Raw genomic sequence first — 26706 nt, 5'->3', positions numbered from 1 at the left:
ATTAAAATTTTAATTAGTTACGTTTTGTAGAATTATGTAAAATAATTTCTTTTTTGCCCTTACTATCAGGCTCTTTTACTTCAACATTTTTCAATTGAATATCTTTTGTATCATCAAACACAATGGCTGGCCTGTAATCTTTTTCTTTGGCTCTAAAAACAATATTATCAAACACAATTCCTTCTGCATGTCTTACATAAAAACCCCATGCCGGCAGCTCTTTAAACTGTGAAAACTCAGGATAAGCCGCGGGCATCTCGGGAATACTTTCCAGCTCTTGTTTGGATGTACCTACTTTAGCATAATTGGGGTTTCCACCACCGGGATACACAATCTCTATATTGCTTAATGTTACATTAGTTATCTTATACTGCGGTAACCCAACAATACTCGACGGTGAAATATTCCGGGAAGATCTTCAATAGGCCCTTCATAACTATATCCCGAATCGGGTTTTGATAACGGTACTTCGGCATATACATTTTTTATAACAACGTTATTCATCGATGGCTTATTGCCCTTGCTCCACCTGTCCCCGATACGCAAAAAGATAACATTGCCGGTATTTATTGATTTAACCCCATCCACTAATATATTTTCAATAATTCCCCCATCAACAGCTGCAAATGTTATAGCTGATCGATAGGTATCAATTATTTTAAGGTTGGTAACCTTAAAGTTGCGGAAACCACCCCGGGATACTGTCCCAAATTTTAAACCATTGGCGCTTGATCTTCCCGTGCAATTATCTACCACTACATTCTGGCAAATTTTAGTTGCATCATGAGATTTGAAACAGATCACATCGTCCGCTGCATCGAAGTATGAATTTTTTATAACCACACCATCGCAATCAACTACATCAATTCCATCATTATTCCAATAGGCTTTACTATCAACCGTAATACCATCCACATAAAGATTCTTGCACTGATCATAGGTTTGATTCCAACTCGCGGGATCTTTAAGAAAAATACCGGTAATCGTAACATTATTACACTCCCGGAAATAAATATTTTGCGGTCTGTTTGTTTCATTTGGACGATCCAGCTTCAACGGATCTACTACCAATTTTTTATGGATGTAGGTTACCATATTATTGGCAGTAAGAAAGCCTCTGCCATTAATAGTGCCTTCTCCGGTAATCCCGATATTGTCCTGCTTAACAGCAAAAATCATCGATGTCCATCCTATATATTTATTTTTTCGTAGTCAAAGGGATTGGTAGACCCTGTTATTTCAGCACCCTTTTTTAGATGCAGCACTACATTTGATTTCAAATAAAAGGTTCCTGTAACGTAGCTTCCCGGCTCAAACACCAGGCGTCCTCCGCCATTTTCAGTAATATAATCTATCGCGCCCTGGATGACGGATGTGTTGAGTGTTATACCATCGCTTTTTGCGCCAAAGCTTAAAACATCAAAGTCTTTTGCCAGCATGCTTTTGCTATAAAACAATATCAATAAAAAAACGTATAATTTCTTCATTTTAGTTTCGTTGATTTTTTTAGAATAGTGTTACAGGTCCGATTAAACCCAACGACCATACCGGTTGTGGCTTACGTTTGCCATTGGTCCAATACTGGGCAACCGGGTTATCGGATAAAGATTTCATATAGTTGCCCATTGTTGTTGTCACCTTTATTTCAATATCATTTTCTCCTTGCTTCAAATAGGACAATACATTGTATAAATGCCTGCCATACCAACGCGTGCCGAGATCTTTGCCATTCAGAAAAAGTTGTGAAATGCCCTGCACATTTCCCAGGTCGATGTGTGAAACTTTCTTATCAGTAACTGTAAGCTTATTTTTATAAACAACCGTGCCGGCAAAATCTCTGTATTCAGCTGTTTCTTTAAGGTCTATCAATTTATTAAAAACAGTTGTGTTTTTTGTTCCGTCTATATGATTAAACGACACCGCCCAAGAGCTATTGACCTGAGTATCTCCATCGTTTATTTCTCTTACTTCTGTATAAGGTTGGACGTTCTTATATTTTTTCTTTGAAAAAATGATTACCCTCATATCTGCCGGGTACAGCGCAAGTGCAATACCTTGATTAGCATCCAGCGTGTACATATTGCCCGACACCGCATCCCAATAATAGCAGTCCTTATTTTTTAAGATATTGTCGGCCGCTTTTATTGTAACATCAAAGGCTTTATTATAATTTGAATTAAGGATTAATAGTATTTCACAATCAGCGGTTGAGTATCTTACCTGTTGTATAAAAGGATTTCCATTTTCAATAGTGACATAAGGCTCAATACCCAACTCCTGTTGAATTTCCCTGTACCATAATGCGTAATTAGTTTTGGGCGATTCTCTTACAATACACCGCTTCTTTTGGGTCAGTAGCTCATCAAATACCTGCTTCACCTGCTTCGATTTTTCAGCTGCATTTGTCAGACCTATTGATTTATTGGGGAGATAATCTACGCAAACTATTTTGCCGCCACTATTAACAAAGTCCGCAATTTTTTTAGCCGTTTCAGGCTCCAGGCTTTCTACTTTTACAAGGATAAGTGTATGATATTTTCTGTCACCATATTTTAGAAATCCATTGCTTATTTCAGACTTGTTAATAATATTATCAGATACGTAATCGCTTCCATTTCCATTCCATTGCACTGCCTCCCATATAAGCGAAAGGTTATCGGGGTATGTTAAAGATGGAAAAGGCTCGTTAGGCGCCCCGTATTTACCCCAACTGTCATACAAGGGAGGTAGTATGGCAATATCGGCATGCATATCAGCATGTTGCAACAGTGCTGATACCCGGGCTTTATAATCGTTTAATAATTTAAAAAAAGGCCAATAGGTATTATGCTCACTCATATAGTTCCCATACCGTATCCACCCCGGAAATGGCGCATTTTTAGGGAATAATTAAACCCGTGATATACCGAATGTGTAATGCCTGTAATAAAGCTTTGATCTGACGCCAGTTTTATCATTTGCAATGTTGCATTAAACACCATGTCCGTATTGGTACATTCTTCGCAACTAATCAGCCTTTTACCCGAAAGATGTGCCCCGGAAGAAACGAATTTATTGGCCTGGGTATAAGCTCGTCCAATACGATAATCGGTCTCAGAAATTTCTTCACCAACACCGTACTTGATCCATGTTTCGCCTTCGGGAATATCAACCACCAAACTAGACTCTAAAGGATGATAGCCTCTGCCATAAGCCTGCGCCCTCGATAATACACCATTCTTGGTACACCAATTCTGAAAAGGCAACAGGAACCGCTCTCTAAGTAATTCTACTTTTGTCCTGTCAAAATCACATCTTACCCTTTCAATTGTTTCCTGGAATTTATCTGTAAATTTTGTTCCATAATTATAATCATACACATTACCCATTCCACCAATCCGCCACATAATCAACGGGAGGTAAGGCATCAAATCATACCCCCTTCTTTTTTAAATTCGTCAGCCATGTCTGCTGTCCAGTTAGCCCCTTCCAACTCCAAACTGTCAACAAAAAAGATCTCACCCTGCCTTTTAAAGAACCTATTTGTTTTCCAATAGTATCAGACATGTGGTTCAAATACTTTTCAACCGCAGCTTTATTAAAATGGTTTAATACCTGACCGTTAGCGCCGGGTGCACCATTAATTACCTGTAAAAAAGCCTTCGTTTTTACCAATGCATATATTGCATAATTGCCCTTTGGTATGTTTACTTTAATAAACCCCGAAGCAATTTGATCTGATAAATCTATTGTCTCATTCAAATCACTCATTGGATCAGGAACCATAAACACTTTTATCACCTCCGATTCTCTATGCGGATAGGGGCTTGTTACTGCGGGATCGGCTTCCTTAAGAAAGTCGAATATCGGCGCTTCAAATTCCATCAACCCTGATACTTTTTTACAGCAATCGTCATGATATCGGCCCGCTCCTCTCCTTGCAAATACTCCGCACCAAAAGGCCACCCGGAGCCAACAATCAAATCACAGGTCATGCCCATTTTTTTGCTTCGGTGAGCGTGTAATCCAATGCATCAGTCCACTCTTTACTTAGCCACATCAACGATTTTATACCCATATCATCGGTGCGCTGCGGAAATTTTATAGGATTAATTTCTACACCACCAATGCCCGCGTCCTTGAGCAATTTGAGCTCCCGTAACAATTCATCTTTTTCAACTTTATCACCATTCCACCACCATCTGACAAAGGGACGGTAAACCATATCCGGCGATTTGAACAACTGGTATAACTGGTCTATTGACAGGGCTTCTACCTGTTTATTTTCAAGTGCCCAGGAAATTTGGTTATATAGTAATCCTCCTGCTGTTAGTATTGAACATTTTTTAAAAAACTCTTTCTTCTCATTTTTATACCTGGTTAAAACGGTTTTGTAAAAATTGTTTTATCCATAAGTTTAAGCGCCACTGTTCTTTTTGCGCATCAATAGCCCTGTTGCCGATGGTCAAATAAGGCGGTGGTCCAAACTCGGGGGTTATCGTGCATGCTGCATAGCCCTTTAGTTTTCGTACATTCATCCATTCATCCCAAATATTAACATGGGCGTTTAATGCCTCTGCGTATTCCGGAAATGCGGGATCAAAAACCTGGGGGCCCTGAGTATGCCCAACTCTTGCATGAATGTGGTGTGTATGCTGAATTGCTTTTGCCAGCTCCAGTTGCTGGTTGTTCAAATAACTTTCAGAAACACAAAACCAGTGCGATACATCCAAGGCTATTTTCAGATCCTCTTTTTGTTGCAGCGCCCGATAAACATTATGTGCTACATACGACCATTTGTTTCTGTGTGTTTCCTGATAAATAGGAATTCCATATTGTTGTTCTATACCATCACAAACAGAAAGTGCTGTAAAAATTTCCGGCTCGGAAAAATATTCCCGCCCGGTTTGCGCAGAAATAAATAATGGCAACCGGTTCACCGGGCAAAGCCCAATCAATTGCTCCAAATCCTCCTTCAACAATGCACAGTATTCTTTCGCATCAGAAAAAGGTTTTGTAACCGTCATTACAAATGCATGTTCCAATTGTAAATCTGCCAGCAGGCCAAACACTTCATTTTTATCAAAAGCTTCTGCAAACGGGAACCATTCAATACCTGAGTAGCCAGCTTTTTTACATCTGTTAAAAATGTTTTCCATTCAATATGCTCGCTTCCCCACCTCGGGCAAAAAATTTAATTTTCAATTCAATAATTATTTACGGTAAATCAAAGGATTTTGTAAATCATTATCCAGCACGTCGCCAACTTGTAAAGTCTTCAAATAATCTTCGGGTAAAATATTCGCCTGCCCGTTAAACACATTGCCATCCGGCATATAAGCACAGGTCATTGCTCGCCGGTATCCACTTGTCATATTAGCTCCCGCACCGTGTATGGTAAGCCCGTTATGAAAAGAGCAACTGCCTGCTTTCATGTTTGCTGCTACTGAATTCACCACCCGAAATTCAGGATAGACATCAAAAATGGAATCCATGTTTTTACCGATTCCTTTATTTTCAAACGTGGTTTTTTTAAAAGCTCCTGGTATAAAATAGAGACAGCCATTTTCAAGTGTCGCATCGTCTAATGCCACCCAAATAGATAAAGCCCTTCTATCCGAAAAAGACCAAAAAGGGGTGTCTAAATGCCACGACGTTGGGTTGGCCCAGGGCTTTTTAAACAATGCCTGATCGTGCCAGATACGTACCCCGTCTACACCTGCGAGTTCTGCAACCATTTTTCCGATACGGGCATCCAGCATTATTTCTTTTACTTTGTCGCTTGTTTGCCAAAGGTTTAATAATTGGTCAAACACTTTCGAAAAATATTCTGCGTCTTCATTAATGCCATCATCCATTCCTACTTTTATATTCTGACCCGGGATCTTTATCCCATTCCGATCGGCGATGGCTTCAGTTACTGCGGTTCTCCATTCTTCCAGCTCGGTTGGAGAAAGAAAATCCTCTACTATTAAAAACCCGTTTTCGTTATAATAATTTATCTGCTCTTGTGTCAATTCGCTTTTCATGTATATAAATTTTTGTCAATAATTAGTAAGTAAACCCAGGCATCGCAGCCTGAGATGCGGTTAGAACCATACGTAACAGTCTTCCATTGTATCGTTCAGATTTTCCAACCCTTGGTTTCGTGTCCAGCATTTTCCGGTGCATAGACATTTTGTGTCAGCAAACTGATATCCGATCAAGCTGCAACCAAAGATGATTGGATAAGTACTCCTATAACCCGATGCCGATGAAGTCTTTATTTCTTCGTGATACTTAATACCCCGGATTTTGAATTAGCTTTTTGTTTAAATCCATTTCTCTTTGCGGAATGGGATAGATTAATTTGTTTTCAGTAACGTTAAATGATTGGGGTAATAAATAGGGAATTTTGCTTTGGCTGTAATACCATAGGCATTCATAATTGTTATAGCCTGACCGGTTCTTATTAAATCATGCCATCTCTTGTTTTCAAATGCAAGCTCCACCCTTCTTTCCTGTGCAATGGCATTACGCAATCCAACCTGATCCGATGTTGTAATATTACGTGTATTGTTTCCAAATGCGCGAGTCCGTACCTGATTTACATAAGGCAGCGCTTCACCCGGTTTGTTTGTTTCGTTTAAACATTCAGCCAGCATTAACAACACATCGGCGTAACGATATAATGTCCAGTTCTGGTCTGTGTTTTGATTTAGGTTGGGATAGGGTGGGTAATAAAATTTCTTGCAGAAGTATTTTGCTTTTACACCTGCGGGGGCAACATATCCAACAGCGCTTACTAATTTCGATGCAATAAAATCCTGCGAAGCGTTAAGGCTACCTTCAGCCACGCCGACAGAAGCATCAAGCCTTGTGTCCCCGGTTTCAAATAATGCAATTAAATTGTCCGTTGGAACATCCCATCCGCCAAAACCATTTACGTTAAAGTTAACTCCCAAAAATAATGTTGTGTTGGGCGTGTTAGGAATAAAACGATAAATAAAGCTGCTGGACTGTCCTGTTGTACCGGATTGGTACTGCACATCAAAAATTAATTCTTTATTAGCATTGGCATTTTTGTTGGCTGGGTTAAAAATGTCTTTAAAATTCGGCATTAGGTTATAGCCCATTGCAGTCACGCTTTGCAATAATGGTATGGCACTTGCATAATCCTTCTTTTGCATATAAACGGCAGCAAGTTCCGTGGCAACCACACCTTTATTAATCCGCCCCGTTTCTGCTGCAGTAAATTTGGGCGCTGGCAAGCGGTTTAATGCATCCTTAAGATCGCTAATAATCTGGGTATACACTTCATCTGCAGTAGCACGAGGCAGGTAAGCATCATCCAATTTTAGTATTTCGTGCAATTGCAATGGAACGCCGCCAAAAGTTTTTACAAGATCGAAATAATAATGCCCGCGCAAAGCTTTGGCTTCTCCTATAACCTGGTTTTCCATTGAGTCGGATATCGAGGCTGACTCAATATGATCGAGAATGGCGTTTGTTCTGGCAATTCCTGTAAAGTTTGCCTGGTAGCGGATAACTGTTACACCATTAGTAGCGTCATCCATAAAGGTTGAAATGTTTTCCCGGGCTGCGCTTCCTCTGTCTTTTTCATAGTAGTCGTATGTGGCATTGTCCGATCGCATTTCATCCATCCAAAAAGCGTTGTTAGCAATATCTCTCATTGGCACGTATGCACCAATTACAGCCTGTTGAAAATCGGCTTCGGTTTTATAAAATGTGCCTTCATTCAGATTTCCTTCCGGGTATAAGGTGAGAAAATCCTTGCTGCAGGATGAGCATATAAATATGGTTGACAACGCTAACCCAAATAAGTATTGATATGTTTTCATTGTGTAATAGTTTGACATTAGAAGTTGAAATTGGCACCAATCATAAATGTGCGGGGAATGGGGAATGTGCTTAAGTCCTGACCGTAAGCGGTTACAGCATCATCCTTAGTAGCATTTGCTTCTGGGTTCATGCCACTATATTTAGTAAACACGAAGGGCTGTTGCACGCTTGCATAAAGCCTGGCAGATTTTACATATTTTAATAAATCTCTTTTAAAAGTGTAACCCAACGCTATATTTTTTACGGTAAAGAAATCCCCATCTTCAACCCATGATGAATTAGCGAGGCGGTATAATTCTGTGGTACCAGTTCTCGTTCTGGGTACCAATCCATTACCAGGATTAGCCTCAGACCTCCATCTGTTTATTGCGTCTTTTGAAACATTCATTACACCATCCAGGTTGGTAATATCCTGTCTGTTTACATTCAATATCTGATTGCCGCCCTGCCCGTAACAAACAATATTCAGATCAAAATTTTTATACCTGAAACTGTTGGCAATTCCATAAATGTAGCGTGGGTTAGGGTTACCAATCAGGGTGCGGTCGTTTGCATCAATAACGCCATTGCCGTCTACATCTTTCATTCTTACAGAACCCACAGTTGATGTGCTATGCTTGGGTTGGCTATTAAATTCCTGTTGAGTCATGTATACCCCATCAAATACATAACCATAGAATTGTCCGATTCTGCCATTCAAAACAGTTCTGTTAAAACCGGCATAGGTTGTATTGTTTCCTATAAAAGGTGTATTGGGAGGTAGTTCTGTAAGCTCGTTATCTAATAATGAAAGATTCAAATCGGTAGTCCATTCAAACGCACCAACCATATTTCTGGAGCTGACCTGAAACTCATGACCCCACATTTTAAATTTGGCAACATTCATCTGCATATTGGTAAACCCCGATTGGTACGGCAGTGTAACCAGGTAGAGCATATCGCTGGTTTTTTTGTTGTAATAATCGTAAGAGAAAATGATTCTGTCTTTAAAAAAATTGATATCAGCGCCTATATCAACCTGTGCAGAACTTTCCCAGGTAACCTGTGGATTTCCTAATGTTGGAGATAAGGAAAATCCCGGAGTTAGTGCGCCACCGATAACATAGTTGGTTGCAGCAACGTTAGTAACAAATGTATAATTATTGATGTTGAAATTACCTGTTTCGCCATAGCTTGCCCTTAGTTTTAGAAAGCTAATCACTTTGTTTTGTTTAAAGAAAGGCTCTTCGCTAATTATCCAACCGCCCGAAATTGAGGGGAAATCAGCATACTTTACCGTAGGCCCAAAACGGGAAGATCCATCGCGTCTAAATGTACCAGTTAGTAAATAGCGCCCAGCAAAATCGTAGCTTAATCTTCCAAAATAGGAGGCCATGCTCCAGGCTTCCTTATTAGTGCTGCCTGTGGTAACGGCCGCGCCAGATATCCAGGTAATGGCATCGTTTGCAAAATTGGAACCATTAATGGTCCGGAACTCCCGGCTCCACTTCTGGCTACTATAACCAGCCAATAAGTCTAAAGAATGCCGCCCGGCTTTTAAATTGTAATTCAATGTATTTTCATTTAACCAAAAAGTATAGTCATACGAACTGTGTGAAGCGCTTGAGTTGGAAGCCGGCCTGGGTAAGGCGGTAGCGCCCAGCCCTATTCCATACATGGTGCCTAAATACCGATCGTCCTGAAACGAAGCGACGTCTCCGTTCATAGTAGTTTTAAACCTTAAATTTTTTAGAATAGCAAATTCAGCATAGGCATTACCCAACATTCGAAATGTTTTTGCATTCGCATCCGCAAGATCTAATTGTTGAACCGGGTTGTTTAAATTAAGCATCCCGAATGAGCTTGCTTTGGAATTGTACGAGCCCACGCCATTATAAATGGGTTGCAGGGGAGAGGCCGCAAGAGCATTCCCTAAAATCTGCCTGTTGCCATCTGTAAAAGCTCTCGTGTTTAACTCTAATTGGTAGGTGGGCGCCAGGTTCAACCCAATTTTAAACCGATCTCCTGGACGGTATTCGTTATTAGAGCGAAACGAAAATCTTTTCAAATTTGTATTTGCTAACACACCATCCTGGTCAAAATAAGACATTGTTGAGGATGAGGATAATTTCTCTGTCCCGGATGAAAGATTCACAGAATAATTTTGCATAGAAGCTTTTTGCAATAATGCATCGTACCAGTTAGTGCCTTCACCATATTTGCCGGGGTCGGCATAATCAGCTGGTATACCACCTGTGTATCCTTCATATGTGGCCTTATCTTCATAATAGCCTTTCATATAAGTTGCAAATTCATTTGCATTCATCATGCCTATTCTTCCCTTTTCAGGCACCTGTTGCCAACCGTAATAAGCATCCAGTGTAACATTGGTACGGCCAACTTTTGCCTGTTTTGTAGTAATTAATATTACTCCATTTGCAGCCCTTGCTCCATATAATGCAGCAGCAGCAGCATCTTTTAATACGGTAAAAGTTTCAATATCGTCCGGGTTAACCACATTCATATCACCAGACCGGCTGTTGCTACCAGAAAGCGGTTGGCCATCTACAACAATTAAGGGCTGATAGCCCGCACCCAATGATGCGGCACCGCGAATACGCATATCAATCCCCTGCCCCGGGCGCCCATTCGCCATATTAATTTGCACACCGGATACGCGCCCTTGTAGCTTTTGCCCAAACTCAGTGGCCGGTATATCTTTTGCTTTGCTTGAGTTGAAAGTGCTTACTGCACTTGAAATATCTTTCGCCAATTTGGTTCCATAGCTAACCACTACCACTTCATTCATATTGTTATTACCTTCCGAAAGCATTATGGTAATCGGCTCGGTGCTTGCTACGGGTACCTCTAGTGGATTATACCCAACCCTCGAAATAACTAACGTAGCGGGTAACTTAGCATTCAAACTAAACTCCCCTTTGGAGTTGGTAGTAGTAGCTTCAATCTTACCTTTTATATTAATAGAGGTTCCTGTCAGATCATCGCCGGAGCGGCTTAATGTAATGGTGCCGCTTATTTTGGTTTCGTTTTGCGCATTACTTAATATACAGAGTGAGAACAGGAATAATAAACAAAGGAGTTCTTTATAGCGTAGTCTATGTAATGATTTATTCATTGTTAATAGTTTTAGTAAGCATTTAGTTCAAAATCGTTTTATCCTTTACTTAGGCGTATACATATGATAGCCTGCCTAATCGGGGCTCAGTATGTGTAATAAAACGGAAAGAAGGGGGCACAAAGCGGTACTGGCATCTACCTTAAGCATAGAATTCACAATCGTTTAATAAAAATTACAAATTAAAAAGCAAGTCGTTTTTACTTATTCTAAGTAACACCTCTTCACCAAATATACCTCACTATAATACGGATGTGGTTATACATTTTCGTAAATAATTTGCACTTTTTGATATTTTTTTAAATGCAGTAGTAAAAACTAAAACGTAAGGTCTCTTACCATGCCTCTATTTCACGGATTAGTGACATGTCTATTATATATTTTGAAAGATGCTTTATACTGCAGTAACTCATATCGAATGGCGTGTAAACTCTTATTAAACTGATATATATACAACTTCTTTTAAAACCGGCCCCGATAAACAACATCGGCACTTTAAAATAGAGATGAACCTATTCAATTACACAGGCATTACAGGCAGTAAATAAGTTGTTGTATATTACAATGAATAAAAAATGTTCTTTTATATTTTTTGATACCTGTATAAAATATGCAAAACTTTCATAAGTACCTGGCTAAAACTTCTACCGAAGATATGTGGGGTTATATATTACTACAGTTGGCTGCTCAACAATAAAAGAGCATCAATCATATCCAATCAATCAGAGCACCCTCTTTCACACACCTTCACATGGAACAGGGGAAGAGTATTAAAGGATTATTATCTGGTTTTTATTATAAAAGGAAGCGGGGTTTTAGAAACAGCTCATTTGGAAGCGAAAGAAATTAACGAAGGAGATTGTTTTGTGCTGCATACAGGCGTTTGGCATAGGTATAAGCCTTTTGAAAATACAGGCTGGGAGGAATATTGGGTTGGGTTTAACGGGTTTTATCCACGTAAATTAATGAAGTCTGATTTTTTTAATAAAAAAGCCCCATCATACATGTAGGACTAAGTCAGGAGCTTTTACTTATTTTTCATGCGCTTATTAAAACGATAAAAAGCGCCAGCCCTGGTTACCATCAGTTAATTTCCGGATTAACATTACAGATATTGGCCATTGCATATAATGCCTCTGTTTATAAAGAAGAAAACAAGGAAGATGATTTTCAATATATATCAAAAGCTAAGTTTTTGCTGCAGGAAAAAATTGGAGAAAAAACCAGCATGACCCAAATTTCAAAAAAGCTTGCCGTAAGCTATTCCAAGTTTAGAAAAGACTTTAAATATATAACGGGAGTTTCTCCTAATCAATATCACTTAGAGATCCGGCTAACAAAAGCCGCAGAACTCTTAGAGGCCTCTAATCTTTCAATAACTGAAATCGCCTACCAAACCGGATTTGAAACACTTTTTTATTTCTCCAGAATTTTTAAAAAAAAGTACGAAATGTCTCCCAAAGAGTATAGGCTGCGTCACTTCTGATGGCGATAGTTCTCAATGACTATTGCGAGCGGCACTCTGCCTGTAAGCATTTATTTAATAACTACTTTGTCATTTCCGAATAGCATTTCAAAATTTCAAAGCGGCGAAGAATTTTGCATAAAAAAACTCCTGCAAATTACAGGAGTTTAAATTTTGTGGTCCCACCTGGGCTCGAACCAGTGCCGATAGCTATCGGCACTCTGATTATGAGTAACGATTTAGCAACTTCTCTATCATTTCCGGGTAGCATTTTAAACTCCCGATATACCTGCGACTTTTCATGCGTTTTATGTGTCGCTCAATAGCGAAAGCCTGCTTCGTTGTTATGCATTCAATTGCAAGATAGATCTCCCAATCTTTCGCCATCGCCGTATACTTGTTCTCATAAAATCCCTGAATGTGTTTATTAAAACGATCTGATGCAGTTTCACTCGTAGCACCTATATAGAATTTGTCCACAGCTTTACTGTACAAAATATAACAGACTGGCATGGCGGGGTGTTTTTAGCATAAAAGACTGCCACAAATTTATAAGAATTAATGCTAGGAGCTTCCCTGATGTCGAACCTGTGCCGATAGCTATCGGCACTCTGATTATGAGTAATGATTTAGCAACTTCTCTATCACCCTCCGAAAAGCGTTTCGGATTTTCAAATTGGCGAAGAATTTTGCATAAAAAACTCCTGCAAATTACAGGAGTTTAAATTTCGTGGTCCCACCTGGGCTCGAACCAGTGCCGATAGCTATCGGCACTCTGATTATGAGTAATGATTTAGCAACTTCTCTATCACCCTCCGAAAAGCGTTTCGGATTTTCAAATTGGCGAAGAATTTTGCATAAAAACTCCTGCAAATTACAGGAGTTTAAATTTCGTGGTCCCACCTGGGCTCGAACCAGTGCCGATAGCTATCGGCACTCTGATTATGAGTAATAATTTAGCAACTTCTCTATCACCCTCCGAAAAGTGTTTCGGATTTTCAAATTGGCGAAGAATTTTGCATAAAAAACTCCTGCAAATTACAGGAGTTTAAATTTTGTGGTCCCACCTGGGCTCGAACCAGTGCCGATAGCTATCGGCACTCTGATTATGAGTAATAATTTAGCAACTTCTCTATCACCCTCCGAAAAGTGTTTCGGATTTTCAAATTGGCGAAGAATTTTGCATAAAAAAACTCCTGCAAATTACAGGAGTTTAAATTTTGTGGTCCCACCTGGGCTCGAACCAGTGCCGATAGCTATCGGCACTCTGATTATGAGTAATGACTTAGCAAATTCTCTATCACCCTCCGAAAAGCGTTTCGGATTTTCAAATTGGCGAAGAATTTTGCATAAAAACTCCTGCAAATTACAGGAGTTTAAATTTTGTGGTCCCACCTGGGCTCGAACCAGTGCCGATAGCTATCGGCACTCTGATTATGAGTAATAATTTAGCAACTTCTCTATCACCCTCCGAAAAGTGTTTCGGATTTTCAAATTGGCGAAGAATTTTGCATAAAAAAACTCCTGCAAATTACAGGAGTTTAAATTTTGTGGTCCCACCTGGGCTCGAACCAGTGCCGATAGCTATCGGCACTCTGATTATGAGTAATAATTTAGCAACTTCTCTATCACCCTCCGAAAAGTGTTTCGGATTTTCAAATTGGCGAAGAATTTTGCATAAAAAAACTCCTGCAAATTACAGGAGTTTAAATTTTGTGGTCCCACCTGGGCTCGAACCAGTGCCGATAGCTATCGGCACTCTGATTATGAGTAATGACTTAGCAAATTCTCTATCACCCTCCGAAAAGCGTTTCGGATTTTCAAATTGGCGAAGAATTTTGCATAAAAAACTCCTGCAAATTACAGGAGTTTAAATTTTGTGGTCCCACCTGGGCTCGAACCAGGGACCCTCTGATTATGAGTCAGATGCTCTAACCGGCTGAGCTATAGGACCGGTGTCGTAAAACGACAAAATATGTGAAAAAGATCTTTCCGATTAAGGGAGAGCAAAAGTATAGAAAAAAACAAAATAATGTTAGAATTTCATGAATTTCTGCCACCGGCTTATTTTGCTGCAAAATCACTCAGGTAAGAACATCTTGTAAGAGCGTCTTTATAAAACTTTGTGTTGCCAAATTGCGCTTTCAATTGCGGGTAATACCGGTTATGGGTAAATTCAACCTCGTACTTATCGGCTTTCTGACGATACTCGTCATAATTGCCAAAGTCGCTATACTGTGGCTTCGGCAGCTGTTTTTGGCTGCATTTAGCCATCATAAACAGGCACTTTGCTTTAAATTCCTGATTGGTACTGGCTTCCATGGCTTTTTTAAAATAAGCTTCCGCCGTGGTAGCGCAGTAATAATCCTTTTGGAAATCAGTAGCATTTTTAGGTACATAATATCCATCTGCACCACTGCGCCAGTATTCCACCAGGTTCCAGGCATAACCGTAATAAGTAATGTTATAGTAACCTAAAGCCAGCTTGTATAAATGTTGGGCCGCATTAGCTGCATCGGTTTTTACCAGTCCCTGCAGGCGTTTCATTTCCCTGGCATAGGCCAATTTATTGGTGGTTACCTTATCTCCGGGCAAACGCTCTTCCTGATCATAAAGCAATTCTTTAAAAGGATCTTTCTCAATCACTTTATTTTGTCCCGGCACTTTTTGCAGCCACTCAATGGCCTTATCATAATTGTGATCGCGTAGATAAGCCGTACCCGCAAAATCGGCTACTGTCTTAATTTTTAGCCGGTTGTTGGTTACTAAAAACTGTTCGAAAGGCGTGAACTTCTTAGCCGCTAAAAAATGATATAAGGCCTCGGCTTGCTGTCCATTCAACTGACTTCTTAAAAATTCGGTTGACTGATCGTAATACTCCGGCATTAATGATTCGGGTGAACCTATAGCCAGCAATGCTTTATCTAAATTGCCCTGTGCTTTATAACGCTTGGATAGAATATCTACCAGAACATTCCTGTAAAATTTATACGACTGACCTTTCTCTTCATTGCCATAATAATAAACATTTTCCTCGCCTTTTTCTTTTTCGTTTTTAAAACACTTGCTATATAACCATCTCAGAGAAGGCAGTATCTTTTCTTCAAAAGCTGCATCAATCTTATCCTGGCTACTGATCTGCACCAACAGGTTGGTCAGCATCCATTGATCCTGCAAACGGGCATTCAGGTTTGCTGTTTTTAGCGGAGCAAGCAAGCTATTGGCCTTTTTATAGTCTCGCAATACATACGCCCCGTAGGCTGCGGACAACTGCATTAAGGCGGGGTCTTTTACTTTAGCGTCCTTGCTTATGTTATTAACAAACTCAACAAACGCTCCCAGCTCAGGTTTTTCTTTTCGCAAAAGACTATCCGTTTCTTTACCCGTATACTGGTAATAATAGCTAATGCCCAATAAGCCGCTGTTATACTCCTTCCCGATAAGTGGTGTTAAATAACGCTCCTCATACTTGTTGATCTCTCTTACGACCAATGTAGGTAATAGATCAGATGATGGCTTTAACTGGTACACCTGCTTCAAAAAAGCCAGGCCATTATCCGGATTCCTTAATGCAAACAAGGAAAGCATATCCGCTTTCTCACCATCATTCTTACAAAACGAAAGATACTGTTTTAGATTATCGGTTCTAACCACTGCCCAATCAAAGCCATAGTAGTTGGAGATCTTTTTAGCCTGGCCCTGATGAAATGCCTTAGAGAACAAATACGCTGCTTCATGGTTCTTTCCCGTGCGGAATAGAGCGCCGGCTTTCAATGCCAGGCTCATGGGTTGCAAAACACTTTGGGTAGTATTGGCGCTCACCATTTCATCGTAGTACTTTATAGCATCGTTGCTCCGGTTATTATAATGCGCTAACCGTATCACCTGGTAAGCATACTTTAGTTTAAACAGGTCGGTCTTTGCTGCGGTATAGAGCTGCAGGCCGTTCTTCATCAGCCGGTCCATTACAATGCTATCCCGTTTCTCCGGTTCCCACTCACTAATGCCTGTTGCATGAGGTTCCACTTTTTTGGCATATAAGATATATCCTAATGCCTCCATGTTTTTGTTTTTCAGGAAATATTGCGACATACCATTCCGGCTGATAGAATCGGGCAGTGTAGCAGGCGTTTTTTTCAATATGGTAATAGAGCGTATTGATATCCTTTGCTGGGAACTTCATCACAAAAGCATTGGCGTCTTTCTCTGAAACCGTTTTACCGGTAAAGTCTACCCATTCTTTCACCAGTACATCTGCAGCGCTTACCGGCTCTTCATAATCAAACAAGAACTGCTCGTTGGTATAAAAAAGGGCTTATACTGTACTTGCGAGGCTGCATATTGGTTAAAGAAGCTAAGGTAATAATCATAAGGATCAATGCCACCGCCACATCCGATGATGTTTTGAGGAAGGGAAACCAGCCCCGCGCTAATAACGGCGCAAACCGCTGTAAAAGTTTTCCAGGTCATGTAAAAGGTATTTACTTAAAATTGTTGAATCGCAATGATACAAAGCTACGTGCAGATTTTTTGTGGTGAGCGTTTTGTTTAACTGATCCACCATATTATTAATCGCCCCGACCGGGCTATTCTCATATCGCAACAGGTCCCCGGCTTTTAACGACCGCTCATTAACGATGGTATCCCGCATTACTTTAAACACCTGCTTATTTTCTTTCTCAAAAGTATTCAATATCTCTATGGGTATAGACGAAAACAGTCCTGCATATTGATGATCCCTGAACAATACATACCAGTCAAAAAGAGGGAGGCCTATATCCAATGGTAATGGATAAGTCTCTATAGAAGACTGGTATTTACCAAACTCTTCAGGATCGATGATAGAATTGGCTGTTTTCTCTTTTTGCAGATTGCCCATATTATAGCACATGAGCAAGCCTTTGTCCACCGGAGGTACGCCCGATGAACTGGTATATTTTACCTGGTGCAGCCGGATGGTAGCAGATAGCAGCGGTGCAATTGACAGCGCCTTTATTTCGTTTAAAAAGTAAAAATATTTATCGCGGGTAGATTTTGTCCAGTCGCAATCGATCTGCACTTCCGGTACATGATGTAGTGAGTAAAGCGATACATATTTTTGTATTAAGGAGCCCGTATTTCCTGCCAGTGATTTCACCCCTGTACTATCCAGTTTATAGAACACCTCATTGGTTATAAAAACGGTCGGAATGATCTTTTTGCTACGCAGATAAGCCGTGTCCCTGGTAAATAGCTTAGCTACCGGTAAAGCCTGAATCGTAGCACTATTCCAGGCTATATCGAAAAGCTTTATATAAAGTGTTTGCACCTGTAGGCTATCTAATCTCTTCTTTTCAAATTCACCCGGATTAAATTGGCTTTTCCAATAATAGGCGGCGGGCTCTATGTTACGGCTGTTTTGTTTACAGGAAAGTAAGGGTAATAGTATCATCAAAAACAGAAACCACTTCATACAGCGAATATACAATACGCCTAATTAACCCAAGTTGCTAGTAAAGCAATAAAAAAATGAGCATCAAAAAGATTTATTTTAGAGTTACCACACTTAAAAATGAATCGAGATGCTCACGGAAGATAAAATTATAAGGATTTTTTGTATTGTAGATGATATTTTAAAAGGGATTGGCCATTTTGAAGATAGTCGTCGCAGAGTCAGCGACAGTGAGGTAATAACGACGGCATTAGTATCCGCTCTTTATTTTGGAGGGCATTTGGATAATGGCAGGAACTTTATGAAGATGACAGGATTAGTTCCAGGTATGTTGGACAAAAGTCGATTTAACCGGAGACTTCACTGCGTCAGTGAGTTGGTTTTATCCCTGTTTTGGCAGTTAGGTCATTATTTAAAAAGCGTGGCAGGAGCGTCAGAATATGTGATTGATTCTTTCCCGGTAGCGGTGTGTGATAATATTCGGATCAGTCGTTGTAAACTACTCAAAGGAAAGCAATGGAGAGGTAAACAGTGTAGCATGCGTCGATATTTCTATGGAGTAAAAGTGCAGGTGCTAGTCAACGCTGAGGCATCCCGGTAGAGTTTGGTTTTGTACCCGGTTGTGAGAGTGATGTACAGGCCTTGAAAAAGCTGCCATTGGCAGTGGCTGCTGAAAGTAAGATTTATGGAGATTCTGCTTATACCGATTATCAGGTGGAAGATGATATGAGAGAAGCAGAACTGATTGAGTTAATGATCCAGCGAAAAAGCAACTCCCGAAGACCCGATGAGCCGTGGATCCGGTTCATCAAAGAGCAAAAGAGAAAAGGAATAGAAACTTCTTTTAGTGAAATAAAAGCCCTGTTCCTTCGAAAAATACATGCAGTCACCTTTAAAGGGTTTCTGATCAAACTCGCGATGTTTATTTTGGCTTTCACCCTAAATAAACTCACCAATTAACTAGCAACTTGAATTAATTAGTTACTCCCAGGCCCTTGTAAATCGCGTCCTGAATATTACCGCGGATGCTATAAGTGCCCAGCCTCGGGTTGTTACGTGTAGGCGTTACCCGGTTAGACAGGAATACATAAACAATATTATACTTGGGATCAACCCATACACAGGTACCCGTAAACCCGGTATGACCAAAGGTTTGAGCAGATGCCAAACCACTGGGGTATGTTTGCACCCCTCCACCCGTATTTTTTCGGGTTTATCAAAACCATAAGCCCTGCGACTAATCGAACTTCTGTACGCAGTAAAATCCTGCACGGTTTCCCAGTTAAAAAACCGGTGGCCATTTAACTCTCCCCGTTCAACAGCATCTGATATAATTTCCCAAGGTCGTATGCAGTGGAAAACAGCCCGGCATGCCCGGCAACCCCACCGCCTAAAGCAGCACCCTCATCGTGCACCGTGCCCTGTATCAGCTGGTTTCTAAAACCGGTCTCTTTCTCAGAAGGAACGATCTCGTATAACGGAAAACGCTCCAGGGGCCTGTAACCCGCAGTTTTCATATAAAGAGGTATGTAAAAGCTGTCCTGCACGTATTGCTCCAGGGGTTTTCCTGATACCGTTTCTACGATCTTGCCCAGAAACCAGAAATCATTATCGCTATACTCGTATTTTTTACCCTGTGGCACCACCGGGCTTTCTAATATTCTTTTCCAGATAGTGTCTTTCCAGTCATTTCTCAGGTAAAGGTCCCTGGCTACCTGCGTAGTGAAGCCCTCCTGGGGTGATGATCTATATAACTCTGGCCTGGGGTTACCATTGGAGTCAATGGTTTCTTTATAAAAACCGATAAATGATACCATACCGGCCTGGTGCAATAAAATGTTTTCTAATGTAAGGTTCGCTTTGTTGGTCTTTTTAGTAAATGGCAGGTAATCACTCAGCTTTTTTTTTAAATCGATTTTTCCCTGCTCTGCCATCTTCATAATAGAAACCGTAACGGCTGAAGTTTTGGTAACAGAGGCCAGGTCGAAAATACTGTTTAAACGCGTTGCATCCAGGCTGTCGTAGTCGAAGCTTCCGAAAGCTTTATGGTAAACAATTTGGCCATCTTTAGCGGCCAGTATAACACAACCAGGATAGGCTTTTTTTTAATTCCCTCAATAGCGATAGAATCTACCGCAGCGAAGCGTTCATCCCCAATCGGTTCCAGGTAAGTGAGGTCGCCGGGAGATACCAGTTTGCCATCGCCCTGCTTAAAAGTACAAACACCTACAGGCAAAGTACCGGCCGCTACAAAATCCCCACGCAGCCAATCAGCTGCGGTATTCTGAAAAACAATATCATCTTCGTAGCAAACGGCCAGCGATTTAGCCGTACAAAAACTGGCCGCAGCAAAGGGGCTGCCAAACACCAGGGTAATGGCATTGGTTTTATTTAATGCATACCAGTTTTGAATAGCGCTTTGTGTAATGCCGTAATTCGTACTGCCTTTACGGGTTGCTATATCATGAAATCCAATCACAACATCGTCATACTTACCATCTATAATCTTTTTTACTACAGTTCCGCCTTTACCCACAGCATCCGCATAATTGATATAGAATACGTCTGCATTAAAATCTTCTTTTAGCCGATCTCCCAAAGCCTCTCTGCTTCCATTACCAAAAGCAACATAGGCTACCTTTCTATTCTTTTTTAAAGGCCAGGTAAAGAAATCATTCCTGAAAGTATTGGGAGTTGTGAGGCTTAATAAGGTTAAAGCCTTTTCCGCCACTTTTTTCTAACCGCATCGGTTTCGGAGTTCAGGTCGTTCAGCAGGTTATTGATGGCAATCGGCTGGTTGGTTACTCCAAGATTGTATTTTGCCAGCAACACTTTTCTTACTTTTTGCTCTATATCCTGCCAGGTCAGTCTTTTTTGTTTAATAGCATCTTTTACCGCTTTAATCGTTCCCTCCACACTTTCAGGCAAACAAAGCATATCGTTACCGGCTATAAGCGCCTCTACGGCAATGGTGCCTCCGGGGAAATACTTCGCTACCCCCTTCATTTCAAGGGCATCGGTAAAAGTAAGTCCGTCAAAGCCCAATTCCTTTCTCAATAATCCGTTCACTGCATTTTTAGAAATAGAAGTAGCCCTGTTTTTGCCATTATCAATTGAAGGAACGGACAGGTGGCCCACCATAACACTTTGTACTCCTGCTTTTATCAATTCACGAAACGGGTATAATTCCAGGTTTTCGAGCTGCGCCCGGGTTTTATTAATTACCGGAAGATCCAGGTGAGAGTCAACGTCCACATCACCATGACCGGGAAAATGCTTGGCCGTAGCCATAATGCCCGCATCCTGCATACCCTTCATAAAAGCAATGCCGTTTCTCGCTACCCGGTATTTGTCTTCTCCAAAAGACCGGAAACCAATCACCGGGTTGTTGGGATTATTATTAATATCTACCACGGGAGCATAATCTACGTGCACGCCCAGGCGCTTGTGCTGCGCGCCAATAGCTTTACCGGTTTGGTACACGAGCGAAGCATCGGTAACAGCCCCCAGTGTCATGGCGTAGGGATATTTGGTAACACTATCCAGGCGCATCCCCAAGCCGTATTCCCCATCAATCGTAATTAAAATGGGCGTTTTAGCTATGCCCTGGTAATAATTAGTCAGCTGTGCCTGCCTTACCGGCCCACCCTGGAAAAAACAAATAGACCCTACATTAAACCTTTTAATATCATTTACCACATTGGCTTCTACGCCCTTATTAGAATAAGCCCGTATAATAACCAGCTGCGCGATCTTTTCATCGTCCGTCAGCGTCTTATAGGTTCGATCCACCCATTGTTGAGCAGGAGTAGATTGAGCACCCGCGAACAAAGACGACAATACTGATATAGTGGCAACGACTAACCTTCGATTTTTCATTTTATAAGTTATTTTCAGAAATAATACGGTTCTTACAAACGTACACGAAATTTTTTATTCATAAATTCTACATGGAATGAATGAAAATTTTTTGTGAGAGTTCCTCCTGGCCAAAACAATAATAAACATTCAGTAAAAATTTAACGAAATAGCATTAAACGGCCTATTCCGAAAATACATGCCAGATTATCACCTCTCCTGGTTATTATATTTAAACTCCCTTTATTTTTTAATTATTACTACTTTGCAGCCTAATCAACGCCTGTAATGAGATCTATATTAAAAGTAGAAACTGCAAAAGATTTTAGAAAAGTACATATCGCGTTCTGGGTATTTTGGCTGACACTTTCAGCTATATTGAATTTCAGTGTTAAGGATTACTTTACTCCTGGTTTATTTTTGATTAGAACCCTTTTTGTAAATATCTGTCCGTTTTACAGCGCTTATGCAGCACTGAAACTGTCTAAAAAAGGAGAAAAAGTAAACTACTGGCTCCGCATTTTATGGTTGCTGCTGGGAATGGCAATAAGCTATGGCGCGCATTGGTGTTACTTTGTGCAAATAGCCTACAACACCCCTGAAATGCCCCAATCTGCTGTTACGGGCAAAATGCTTGTTGCTTCCTTTATTGCCAACTACTTATATTTTTTCCTGTTTGGCCTGATGTTCTACTTTTTGAAGACCTGGTTCAGAAACGGGAAGAAGCCAAACTTGCAGAAAATAAAAGACATGCGGCCGAGACTGCATTCTTAAGAGCGCAGATCAATCCACACTTCCTGCTCAATACGCTTAACTTTTTTATGCCAGTGCCAGTTTAGGTAGAAGCCAGGAGCTTGCTGCCGGAATACTAAAGCTTTCAGACATCATGCGATTCGCCTTAACGGAAAGCAGCGACAAAATGGTTTTGCTGAAAGATGAGATGAGATTTATAGAGGCTTATATAGAACTCAACCAGATGCGTTTCGAAAATAAATTATCGATCCTGTACACAGCTCCCCAGACCATGAAGCGGGTAATATCAAAATTGTTCCCCTGGTTTTGATCACTTTAGTAGAAAATGCATTTAAACATGGCGAACTGCACGAGCAGGAAAACCCGCTAAAAATAACGCTGGAGCTGAATACGTCAGAAGGCTACCTGAGATTCTCCGTAAAAAACAAAAAAACGGCTGGCCCCAAAGAAAGAGGATATGGAATAGGCCTTGAAAACACGATCTCCCGTTTGCAGAACGAATATGGAAATAACTACCAGCTTTCATTCAATGACGCCGGAGATAGCTATGATGCTGAACTCATTATCCGGGATCTAAAAAGTTAAACCTCCTATTTTGCTGAGGGGATCTGAGCCCGTTAATCGCTGGTACTTAATAGGTACAGATTTAAGTTTCCACTAACCATCGATTGTTGTACCTTTACAGGCTTAAAATTTTTGTGAAACGTGCCTGATAAAATAGTTTTATTACCCGACAATATTGCTAACCAGATTGCTGCCGGTGAGGTTATTCAGCGCCCGGCAAGTGCGGTAAAGGAACTATTGGAAAATGCCGTAGATGCAGGCGCTACTGAAATCAAACTCATTATTACAGACGCTGGCAAAACCCTTTTACAGGTGGTAGATAATGGCAGCGGTATGAGCGAAACCGATGCACGCATGTGCTTTGAGCGTCACGCAACTTCCAAAATAAAAAGTATTGAAGACCTGTTCCATATTAAAACCATGGGATTTAGGGGCGAAGCACTAGCATCCATTGCAGCGGTGGCCCAGGTGGAGCTAAAGTCTAAGCGGGCAGAGGATGATGCAGGCACTTTGCTGGAAATTGAAAACAGCACGGTGATGCGCCAGGAACCCGTTGCCGTACCTAATGGCACCAGCATTGCCATGAAAAATCTCTTTTTCAACATTCCGGCGAGGCGCAATTTTTTAAAGAGCAATGCCGCAGAAATGCGTCATATAGTAGATGAATTTACGCGGGTTGCCATGTCTTTCCCGCATATTTTATTTACCCTTACCTCCAATGGCCAGCAGCTCTTTCATCTTGAAAAAGGTACATTGAAGCAAAGAGTGGTACAACTCTTAGGAAACCATTACAATGCCAAAATGGTTACGGTAAAAGATGATACAGACTACATGAATATTTATGGCTTTACCGGGAAACCGAAACGGCCAAAAAACACGGGGAGACCAGTACTTTTTGTCAATAACCGGTTTATTAAGAGTCCCTACCTCAACCATGCGGTAATGAATGCTTACCAGGAAATGATCCCTTCGGACAGTTTCCCCATGTATGTGCTTTTATCGAAATAGATCCAGAGCAGGTGGATGTGAATGTGCACCCTACCAAACAGGAGATCAAATTCGAGGATGAAAAGATCGTTTATGCCTTTGTTCAGGCAGCAGTTAAACATGCGCTGGCGCAATTCAGCATTACGCCTACGCTGGACTTCAACCTGGACGCGTCTATCCAAAACCTGTCCTCTGTCTCCAGGCCTTTTACGTCCGACCAGCAGGAAACAGCAGCCGCCTCTCCTTTATAAAGGATTTACGCAGCAGCACCAGGCACATTTTATCGATCGCCCCTCTTCGTCCGAATTAAAACACTGGAAGGAGTTTTACGAACCGGTGAAAAAGAAGAGGCATTGTTTGACTACGAAAAAACGCCACCTCAAATATTTTCATCTCCCAAAAGCAACAGCTACATCGTAGATGAACATACCGACCTGGCTCAGGTTTTAAATACTTATATCCTATACCCGACAGAAAACAGCTTTTTGCTGATCAACCAGCAGGCGGCCCATGAAAGAGTACTGTACCAGCAAATGTCTGGTGCAATAGAAGGCACACCTATTGCTACACAAAGCAGCATGTTCCCTCCCACCCTGGAAATGTCCCCTTCAGATGCAGTTATATTAAATGAGCTACTCCCTTATTTTAAAGTGCTGGGTTTTTTAATTGAGCCTCTCGGTAATCATACATTTGTGATACAAGGTACGCCTGCCGACCTGGATACGGGCAATGAAAAGCAGATCGTTGACTTTACGATTGAACAGTACAAACACTTTAATACCGAGATTAAGATATCCAATCGGGAAAGGCTGGTGCGTTCCCTGGCAAGGCAGCGGGCTATAAAAACCGGAACCCGGTTGACAGAAAGAGAAATGAGGCAGCTATTAACAGACTTGTTTGAATGCACCCCGTTTAACATAGCTCCGGATGGCAATCCCACCTACCTGGAATTTAAACAAGACCAGATCGAACGGATGTTTGGAAAGTGATTTGTAAATTTCTTCCGAATATTCTATTTTTATTAACCGGGAAATATCCAATGAAAAGTGTTGATTTCGTATGCTATTTGGTATAGAAAACGGGATTTAGCGTTGGTTTTGCTAATAATATTAAAATATAACTGCTAATAATGGTATCGATTTGGTAAAATCAATATATTAGCGGCGATAACATAAGAATTAATAATGCAGTACGAGATAAAGCAACACGATAAATTTAGCTACATAGAAGAGGGAGAAGGAGAACCGCTCGTGTTGTTGCATGGACTGTTTGGGGCGTTGAGCAACTTCAAACCGCTGATAGATCACTTTAAGCAATACAATAAAGTGATAGTGCCGATGCTGCCTTTGCTGGATATGGATATTTTACATACCAGTGTAAGCGGCCTGGCCAAATATGTACATCGTTTTATCGAAACCAGGGATTATAAGAATATTCACCTGTTGGGTAATTCCCTGGGTGGCCATGTAGGATTAGTATACCTGTTGAAAAATGAAAGTGACCGTGTAAAAACAGTTACCTTAACCGGAAGTTCGGGTCTTTTTGAAAGCGCCATGGGTGATAGTTATCCCAAACGTGGCGACAGGGAGTATATCAGGAAAAAAACAGCCTATACTTTTTATGATCCGGCCATGGCAACCGAAGAGTTGGTAGAAGAGGTGTTTTCGATTACCAATAACCGCTTAAAGGTTATTAAAATCATCGCCCTGGCAAAAAGCGCCATCCGGAATAACCTGGAAAAAGAATTGCAGCAAATTAAAATTCCCGCATTGCTGATATGGGGGAAGAATGATAATATTACGCCACCGTTCGTAGCAGAAGAATTTCATAAGCTGTTACCCGATAGCGAACTGTACTTTATCGACAAGTGCGGTCACGCACCTATGATGGAAGTTCCTGAAGAATTCAACAGTATTTTATTCAATTTCTTAAAAAACATTCCTCCATTGCAACAGAAGCCTGAAAATGGGAGTCTTAGTATAAAAGAGGCAAAATGTTAGTTACCAATTTACCCTTTGAAAACCTTCCTCAGATTAAATTATCTGACAAGGTTTATTATGCGCTACGGCTCATGTACCAATACCAGGTGCAGGAACTGGCTGTTACCGAGGGTGAAGAGTTTATTGGTATTATAAAAGAAGAAACCCTGCTTAACGCAGATGAGAGCCAGTTAATAAAAGACATCCAGCATTTTCTGCTGAAAGTGTCAGTTAATGCCGGAGATCACCTCTTAAAAGCAGTTTCCTTGGCGGTTGCTTCTCATTTAAGTATTCTACCTGTAGTAGACAACACAGGCAAATTGACCGGAACTATAGAAACCAGTCATTTATTACAGGATATCGCAGAGTTTTTACAGATCAATGAACCGGGAGCCCTGGTGGTGCTTGAAGTAGACCCGCAGCAATATTCTTTTTCTGAAATTTGCCGGCTGGTTGAAAGTAATGACGCACAGATTACGCAGTTGAATACCTCAAGAGATGTTGAAACAGGAAAAATGCTCATTACCCTGAAAGTAAACAAACTGGAAATTTCAGATATTGTTGCCACTTTTCAACGGTATGAGTATGACGTTAAGCACTATTTTGGTGAAGAATTATATACCAATGAGCTTAAAAGCAACTATGAAAATCTGATGAGCTACCTCAATGTTTAGTACGCCACTCAAATACAATCCGAACCTTTTGTGATGTAAGAATGCCTTGGTTAAAAAAA

Annotated in this window: 28 protein-coding genes, 1 tRNA gene and 3 pseudogenes; 11 read left to right on the top strand and 21 right to left on the bottom strand. The window is 40.8% G+C overall.

Annotated elements, in window-relative coordinates; all coding sequences use genetic code 11:
• Window positions 1-13 precede the first annotated feature (13 nt).
• The 12 genes from MKP07_RS09250 to MKP07_RS09205 all read right to left on the bottom strand — a co-directional run bounded on the left by MKP07_RS09250 (window position 14) and on the right by MKP07_RS09205 (window position 10936).
• The gene (locus MKP07_RS09250; protein WP_240846949.1) at window positions 14-331 is read right to left on the bottom strand and encodes a hypothetical protein; all 318 of its coding nucleotides are present in this window, start codon (window positions 329-331) and stop codon (window positions 14-16) included.
• Between the two features lie 29 nt (window positions 332-360).
• Window positions 361-1179 carry a glycoside hydrolase family 28 protein gene (locus tag MKP07_RS09245; protein ID WP_240846948.1) on the bottom strand — a complete coding sequence of 273 codons (819 nt, stop codon included), beginning with the start codon at window positions 1177-1179 and terminating at the stop codon, window positions 361-363.
• Between the two features lie 11 nt (window positions 1180-1190).
• Complete coding sequence (locus tag MKP07_RS09240; RefSeq protein ID WP_240846947.1) at window positions 1191-1487, bottom strand: glycoside hydrolase family protein; 297 nt, start codon at window positions 1485-1487, stop codon at window positions 1191-1193.
• Window positions 1488-1506: 19 nt separating this feature from the next.
• Complete coding sequence (locus tag MKP07_RS09235) at window positions 1507-2838, bottom strand: glycosylhydrolase-like jelly roll fold domain-containing protein (protein WP_262919223.1); 1332 nt, start codon at window positions 2836-2838, stop codon at window positions 1507-1509.
• On the bottom strand, window positions 2835-3407 hold the full coding sequence (locus MKP07_RS38105; RefSeq protein ID WP_262919667.1) for a glycosyl hydrolase: 573 nt from the start codon (window positions 3405-3407) through the stop codon (window positions 2835-2837). Before MKP07_RS38105 ends, MKP07_RS09235 begins: the two co-directional genes overlap by 4 nt.
• Window positions 3408-3411: 4 nt before the next feature.
• The gene (locus tag MKP07_RS09230) at window positions 3412-3867 is read right to left on the bottom strand and encodes a hypothetical protein (RefSeq protein WP_240846946.1); all 456 of its coding nucleotides are present in this window, start codon (window positions 3865-3867) and stop codon (window positions 3412-3414) included.
• A gap of 103 nt (window positions 3868-3970) precedes the next feature.
• On the bottom strand, window positions 3971-4204 hold the full coding sequence (locus MKP07_RS09225; protein WP_240846945.1) for a glycosyl hydrolase: 234 nt from the start codon (window positions 4202-4204) through the stop codon (window positions 3971-3973).
• A gap of 145 nt (window positions 4205-4349) precedes the next feature.
• Window positions 4350-5138: a sugar phosphate isomerase/epimerase gene (locus MKP07_RS09220; RefSeq protein ID WP_240846944.1), complete on the bottom strand. Its 789-nt coding sequence runs from the start codon at window positions 5136-5138 to the stop codon at window positions 4350-4352.
• A 54-nt stretch (window positions 5139-5192) separates the two neighbouring features.
• A complete protein-coding gene (locus tag MKP07_RS09215) occupies window positions 5193-6008 on the bottom strand; it encodes a phytanoyl-CoA dioxygenase family protein (protein ID WP_240846943.1) in 816 nt (271 codons plus the stop codon).
• A gap of 250 nt (window positions 6009-6258) precedes the next feature.
• On the bottom strand, window positions 6259-6324 hold the full coding sequence (locus MKP07_RS42320; protein WP_394803642.1) for a RagB/SusD family nutrient uptake outer membrane protein: 66 nt from the start codon (window positions 6322-6324) through the stop codon (window positions 6259-6261).
• On the bottom strand, window positions 6324-7820 hold the full coding sequence (locus MKP07_RS09210; RefSeq protein ID WP_262919222.1) for a RagB/SusD family nutrient uptake outer membrane protein: 1497 nt from the start codon (window positions 7818-7820) through the stop codon (window positions 6324-6326). Before MKP07_RS09210 ends, MKP07_RS42320 begins: the two co-directional genes overlap by 1 nt.
• Window positions 7821-7837: 17 nt before the next feature.
• On the bottom strand, window positions 7838-10936 hold the full coding sequence (locus MKP07_RS09205; RefSeq protein ID WP_240846942.1) for a SusC/RagA family TonB-linked outer membrane protein: 3099 nt from the start codon (window positions 10934-10936) through the stop codon (window positions 7838-7840).
• An 830-nt stretch (window positions 10937-11766) separates the two neighbouring features.
• Here MKP07_RS09205 and MKP07_RS09200 point away from each other — a divergent pair.
• Window positions 11767-11946 (top strand): AraC family ligand binding domain-containing protein, encoded by a 180-nt coding sequence (locus tag MKP07_RS09200; protein WP_240846941.1) that lies wholly within the window; start codon window positions 11767-11769, stop codon window positions 11944-11946.
• A 104-nt stretch (window positions 11947-12050) separates the two neighbouring features.
• Window positions 12051-12422 (top strand): helix-turn-helix transcriptional regulator, encoded by a 372-nt coding sequence (locus tag MKP07_RS09195; protein ID WP_240846940.1) that lies wholly within the window; start codon window positions 12051-12053, stop codon window positions 12420-12422.
• A gap of 204 nt (window positions 12423-12626) precedes the next feature.
• Here MKP07_RS09195 and MKP07_RS09190 read toward each other — a convergent pair whose 3' ends face one another.
• From MKP07_RS09190 to MKP07_RS09170, 5 genes are all read right to left on the bottom strand, one after another.
• Window positions 12627-12914, bottom strand: a complete 288-nt coding sequence (locus tag MKP07_RS09190) for a GIY-YIG nuclease family protein (protein ID WP_262919221.1) — start codon at window positions 12912-12914, stop codon at window positions 12627-12629.
• A gap of 1367 nt (window positions 12915-14281) precedes the next feature.
• A tRNA-Ile gene (locus MKP07_RS09185) sits at window positions 14282-14355 on the bottom strand.
• A gap of 110 nt (window positions 14356-14465) precedes the next feature.
• On the bottom strand, window positions 14466-16427 hold the full coding sequence (locus MKP07_RS09180) for a hypothetical protein (RefSeq protein ID WP_240846938.1): 1962 nt from the start codon (window positions 16425-16427) through the stop codon (window positions 14466-14468).
• The gene (locus MKP07_RS09175; protein ID WP_240846937.1) at window positions 16402-16689 is read right to left on the bottom strand and encodes a hypothetical protein; all 288 of its coding nucleotides are present in this window, start codon (window positions 16687-16689) and stop codon (window positions 16402-16404) included. Before MKP07_RS09175 ends, MKP07_RS09180 begins: the two co-directional genes overlap by 26 nt.
• A 141-nt stretch (window positions 16690-16830) precedes the next feature.
• Window positions 16831-17853 carry a hypothetical protein gene (locus MKP07_RS09170; protein ID WP_240846936.1) on the bottom strand — a complete coding sequence of 341 codons (1023 nt, stop codon included), beginning with the start codon at window positions 17851-17853 and terminating at the stop codon, window positions 16831-16833.
• A 109-nt stretch (window positions 17854-17962) separates the two neighbouring features.
• Between MKP07_RS09170 and MKP07_RS09165 the strand changes: the two are divergent.
• Window positions 17963-18792 (top strand): annotated as a pseudogene (locus tag MKP07_RS09165) (IS982 family transposase).
• A gap of 13 nt (window positions 18793-18805) precedes the next feature.
• Here MKP07_RS09165 and MKP07_RS38095 read toward each other — a convergent pair.
• From MKP07_RS38095 to MKP07_RS09150, 4 genes are all read right to left on the bottom strand, one after another.
• Window positions 18806-19021 carry a serine hydrolase gene (locus tag MKP07_RS38095; protein WP_317235793.1) on the bottom strand — a complete coding sequence of 72 codons (216 nt, stop codon included), beginning with the start codon at window positions 19019-19021 and terminating at the stop codon, window positions 18806-18808.
• Window positions 19022-19133: 112 nt separating this feature from the next.
• Complete coding sequence (locus MKP07_RS09160) at window positions 19134-19889, bottom strand: serine hydrolase domain-containing protein (RefSeq protein ID WP_317235975.1); 756 nt, start codon at window positions 19887-19889, stop codon at window positions 19134-19136.
• On the bottom strand, window positions 19829-20563 hold the full coding sequence (locus tag MKP07_RS09155) for a hypothetical protein (protein WP_240846935.1): 735 nt from the start codon (window positions 20561-20563) through the stop codon (window positions 19829-19831). The genes MKP07_RS09160 and MKP07_RS09155 overlap by 61 nt, the downstream gene beginning before the upstream one ends.
• Window positions 20545-21711 carry a glycoside hydrolase family 3 protein gene (locus MKP07_RS09150; protein WP_240846934.1) on the bottom strand — a complete coding sequence of 389 codons (1167 nt, stop codon included), beginning with the start codon at window positions 21709-21711 and terminating at the stop codon, window positions 20545-20547. The genes MKP07_RS09155 and MKP07_RS09150 overlap by 19 nt, the downstream gene beginning before the upstream one ends.
• Before the next feature lie 267 nt (window positions 21712-21978).
• On the opposite strand from MKP07_RS09150, the gene MKP07_RS09145 reads away from it, so the two are divergent.
• The 8 genes and pseudogenes from MKP07_RS09145 (at window position 21979) to MKP07_RS09110 (ending at window position 26647) form a co-directional block, all read left to right on the top strand.
• Window positions 21979-22464, top strand: coding sequence for a hypothetical protein (locus MKP07_RS09145; protein WP_240846933.1), 486 nt, complete (start codon window positions 21979-21981; stop codon window positions 22462-22464).
• Window positions 22465-22472: 8 nt separating this feature from the next.
• On the top strand, window positions 22473-22529 hold the full coding sequence (locus MKP07_RS42315) for a hypothetical protein (protein ID WP_394803641.1): 57 nt from the start codon (window positions 22473-22475) through the stop codon (window positions 22527-22529).
• An 11-nt stretch (window positions 22530-22540) separates the two neighbouring features.
• Window positions 22541-22753, top strand: a pseudogene (locus MKP07_RS09140) (histidine kinase); the annotation flags it as partial.
• Window positions 22750-23028, top strand: a complete 279-nt coding sequence (locus MKP07_RS09135; RefSeq protein ID WP_240846932.1) for a LytS family sensor histidine kinase — start codon at window positions 22750-22752, stop codon at window positions 23026-23028. The pseudogene MKP07_RS09140 and the gene MKP07_RS09135, both read left to right, overlap by 4 nt.
• A 120-nt stretch (window positions 23029-23148) precedes the next feature.
• A pseudogene (gene mutL, locus MKP07_RS09130) lies at window positions 23149-24245 on the top strand (DNA mismatch repair endonuclease MutL).
• A gap of 102 nt (window positions 24246-24347) precedes the next feature.
• Complete coding sequence (locus MKP07_RS09120) at window positions 24348-24983, top strand: DNA mismatch repair MutL family protein (RefSeq protein ID WP_240846929.1); 636 nt, start codon at window positions 24348-24350, stop codon at window positions 24981-24983.
• A 195-nt stretch (window positions 24984-25178) separates the two neighbouring features.
• A complete protein-coding gene (locus MKP07_RS09115) occupies window positions 25179-25994 on the top strand; it encodes an alpha/beta fold hydrolase (protein ID WP_240846928.1) in 816 nt (271 codons plus the stop codon).
• Window positions 25988-26647 carry a CBS domain-containing protein gene (locus tag MKP07_RS09110; RefSeq protein ID WP_240846927.1) on the top strand — a complete coding sequence of 220 codons (660 nt, stop codon included), beginning with the start codon at window positions 25988-25990 and terminating at the stop codon, window positions 26645-26647. The genes MKP07_RS09115 and MKP07_RS09110 overlap by 7 nt, the downstream gene beginning before the upstream one ends.
• The last annotated feature ends 59 nt before the right edge of the window (window positions 26648-26706 follow it).

This window comes from Paraniabella hibiscisoli (genome assembly GCF_022512515.1).
Taxonomy (GTDB): Bacteria; Bacteroidota; Bacteroidia; order Chitinophagales; family Chitinophagaceae; genus Niabella; species Niabella hibiscisoli.
This window is presented reverse-complemented; position numbering and strand designations above follow the sequence as displayed.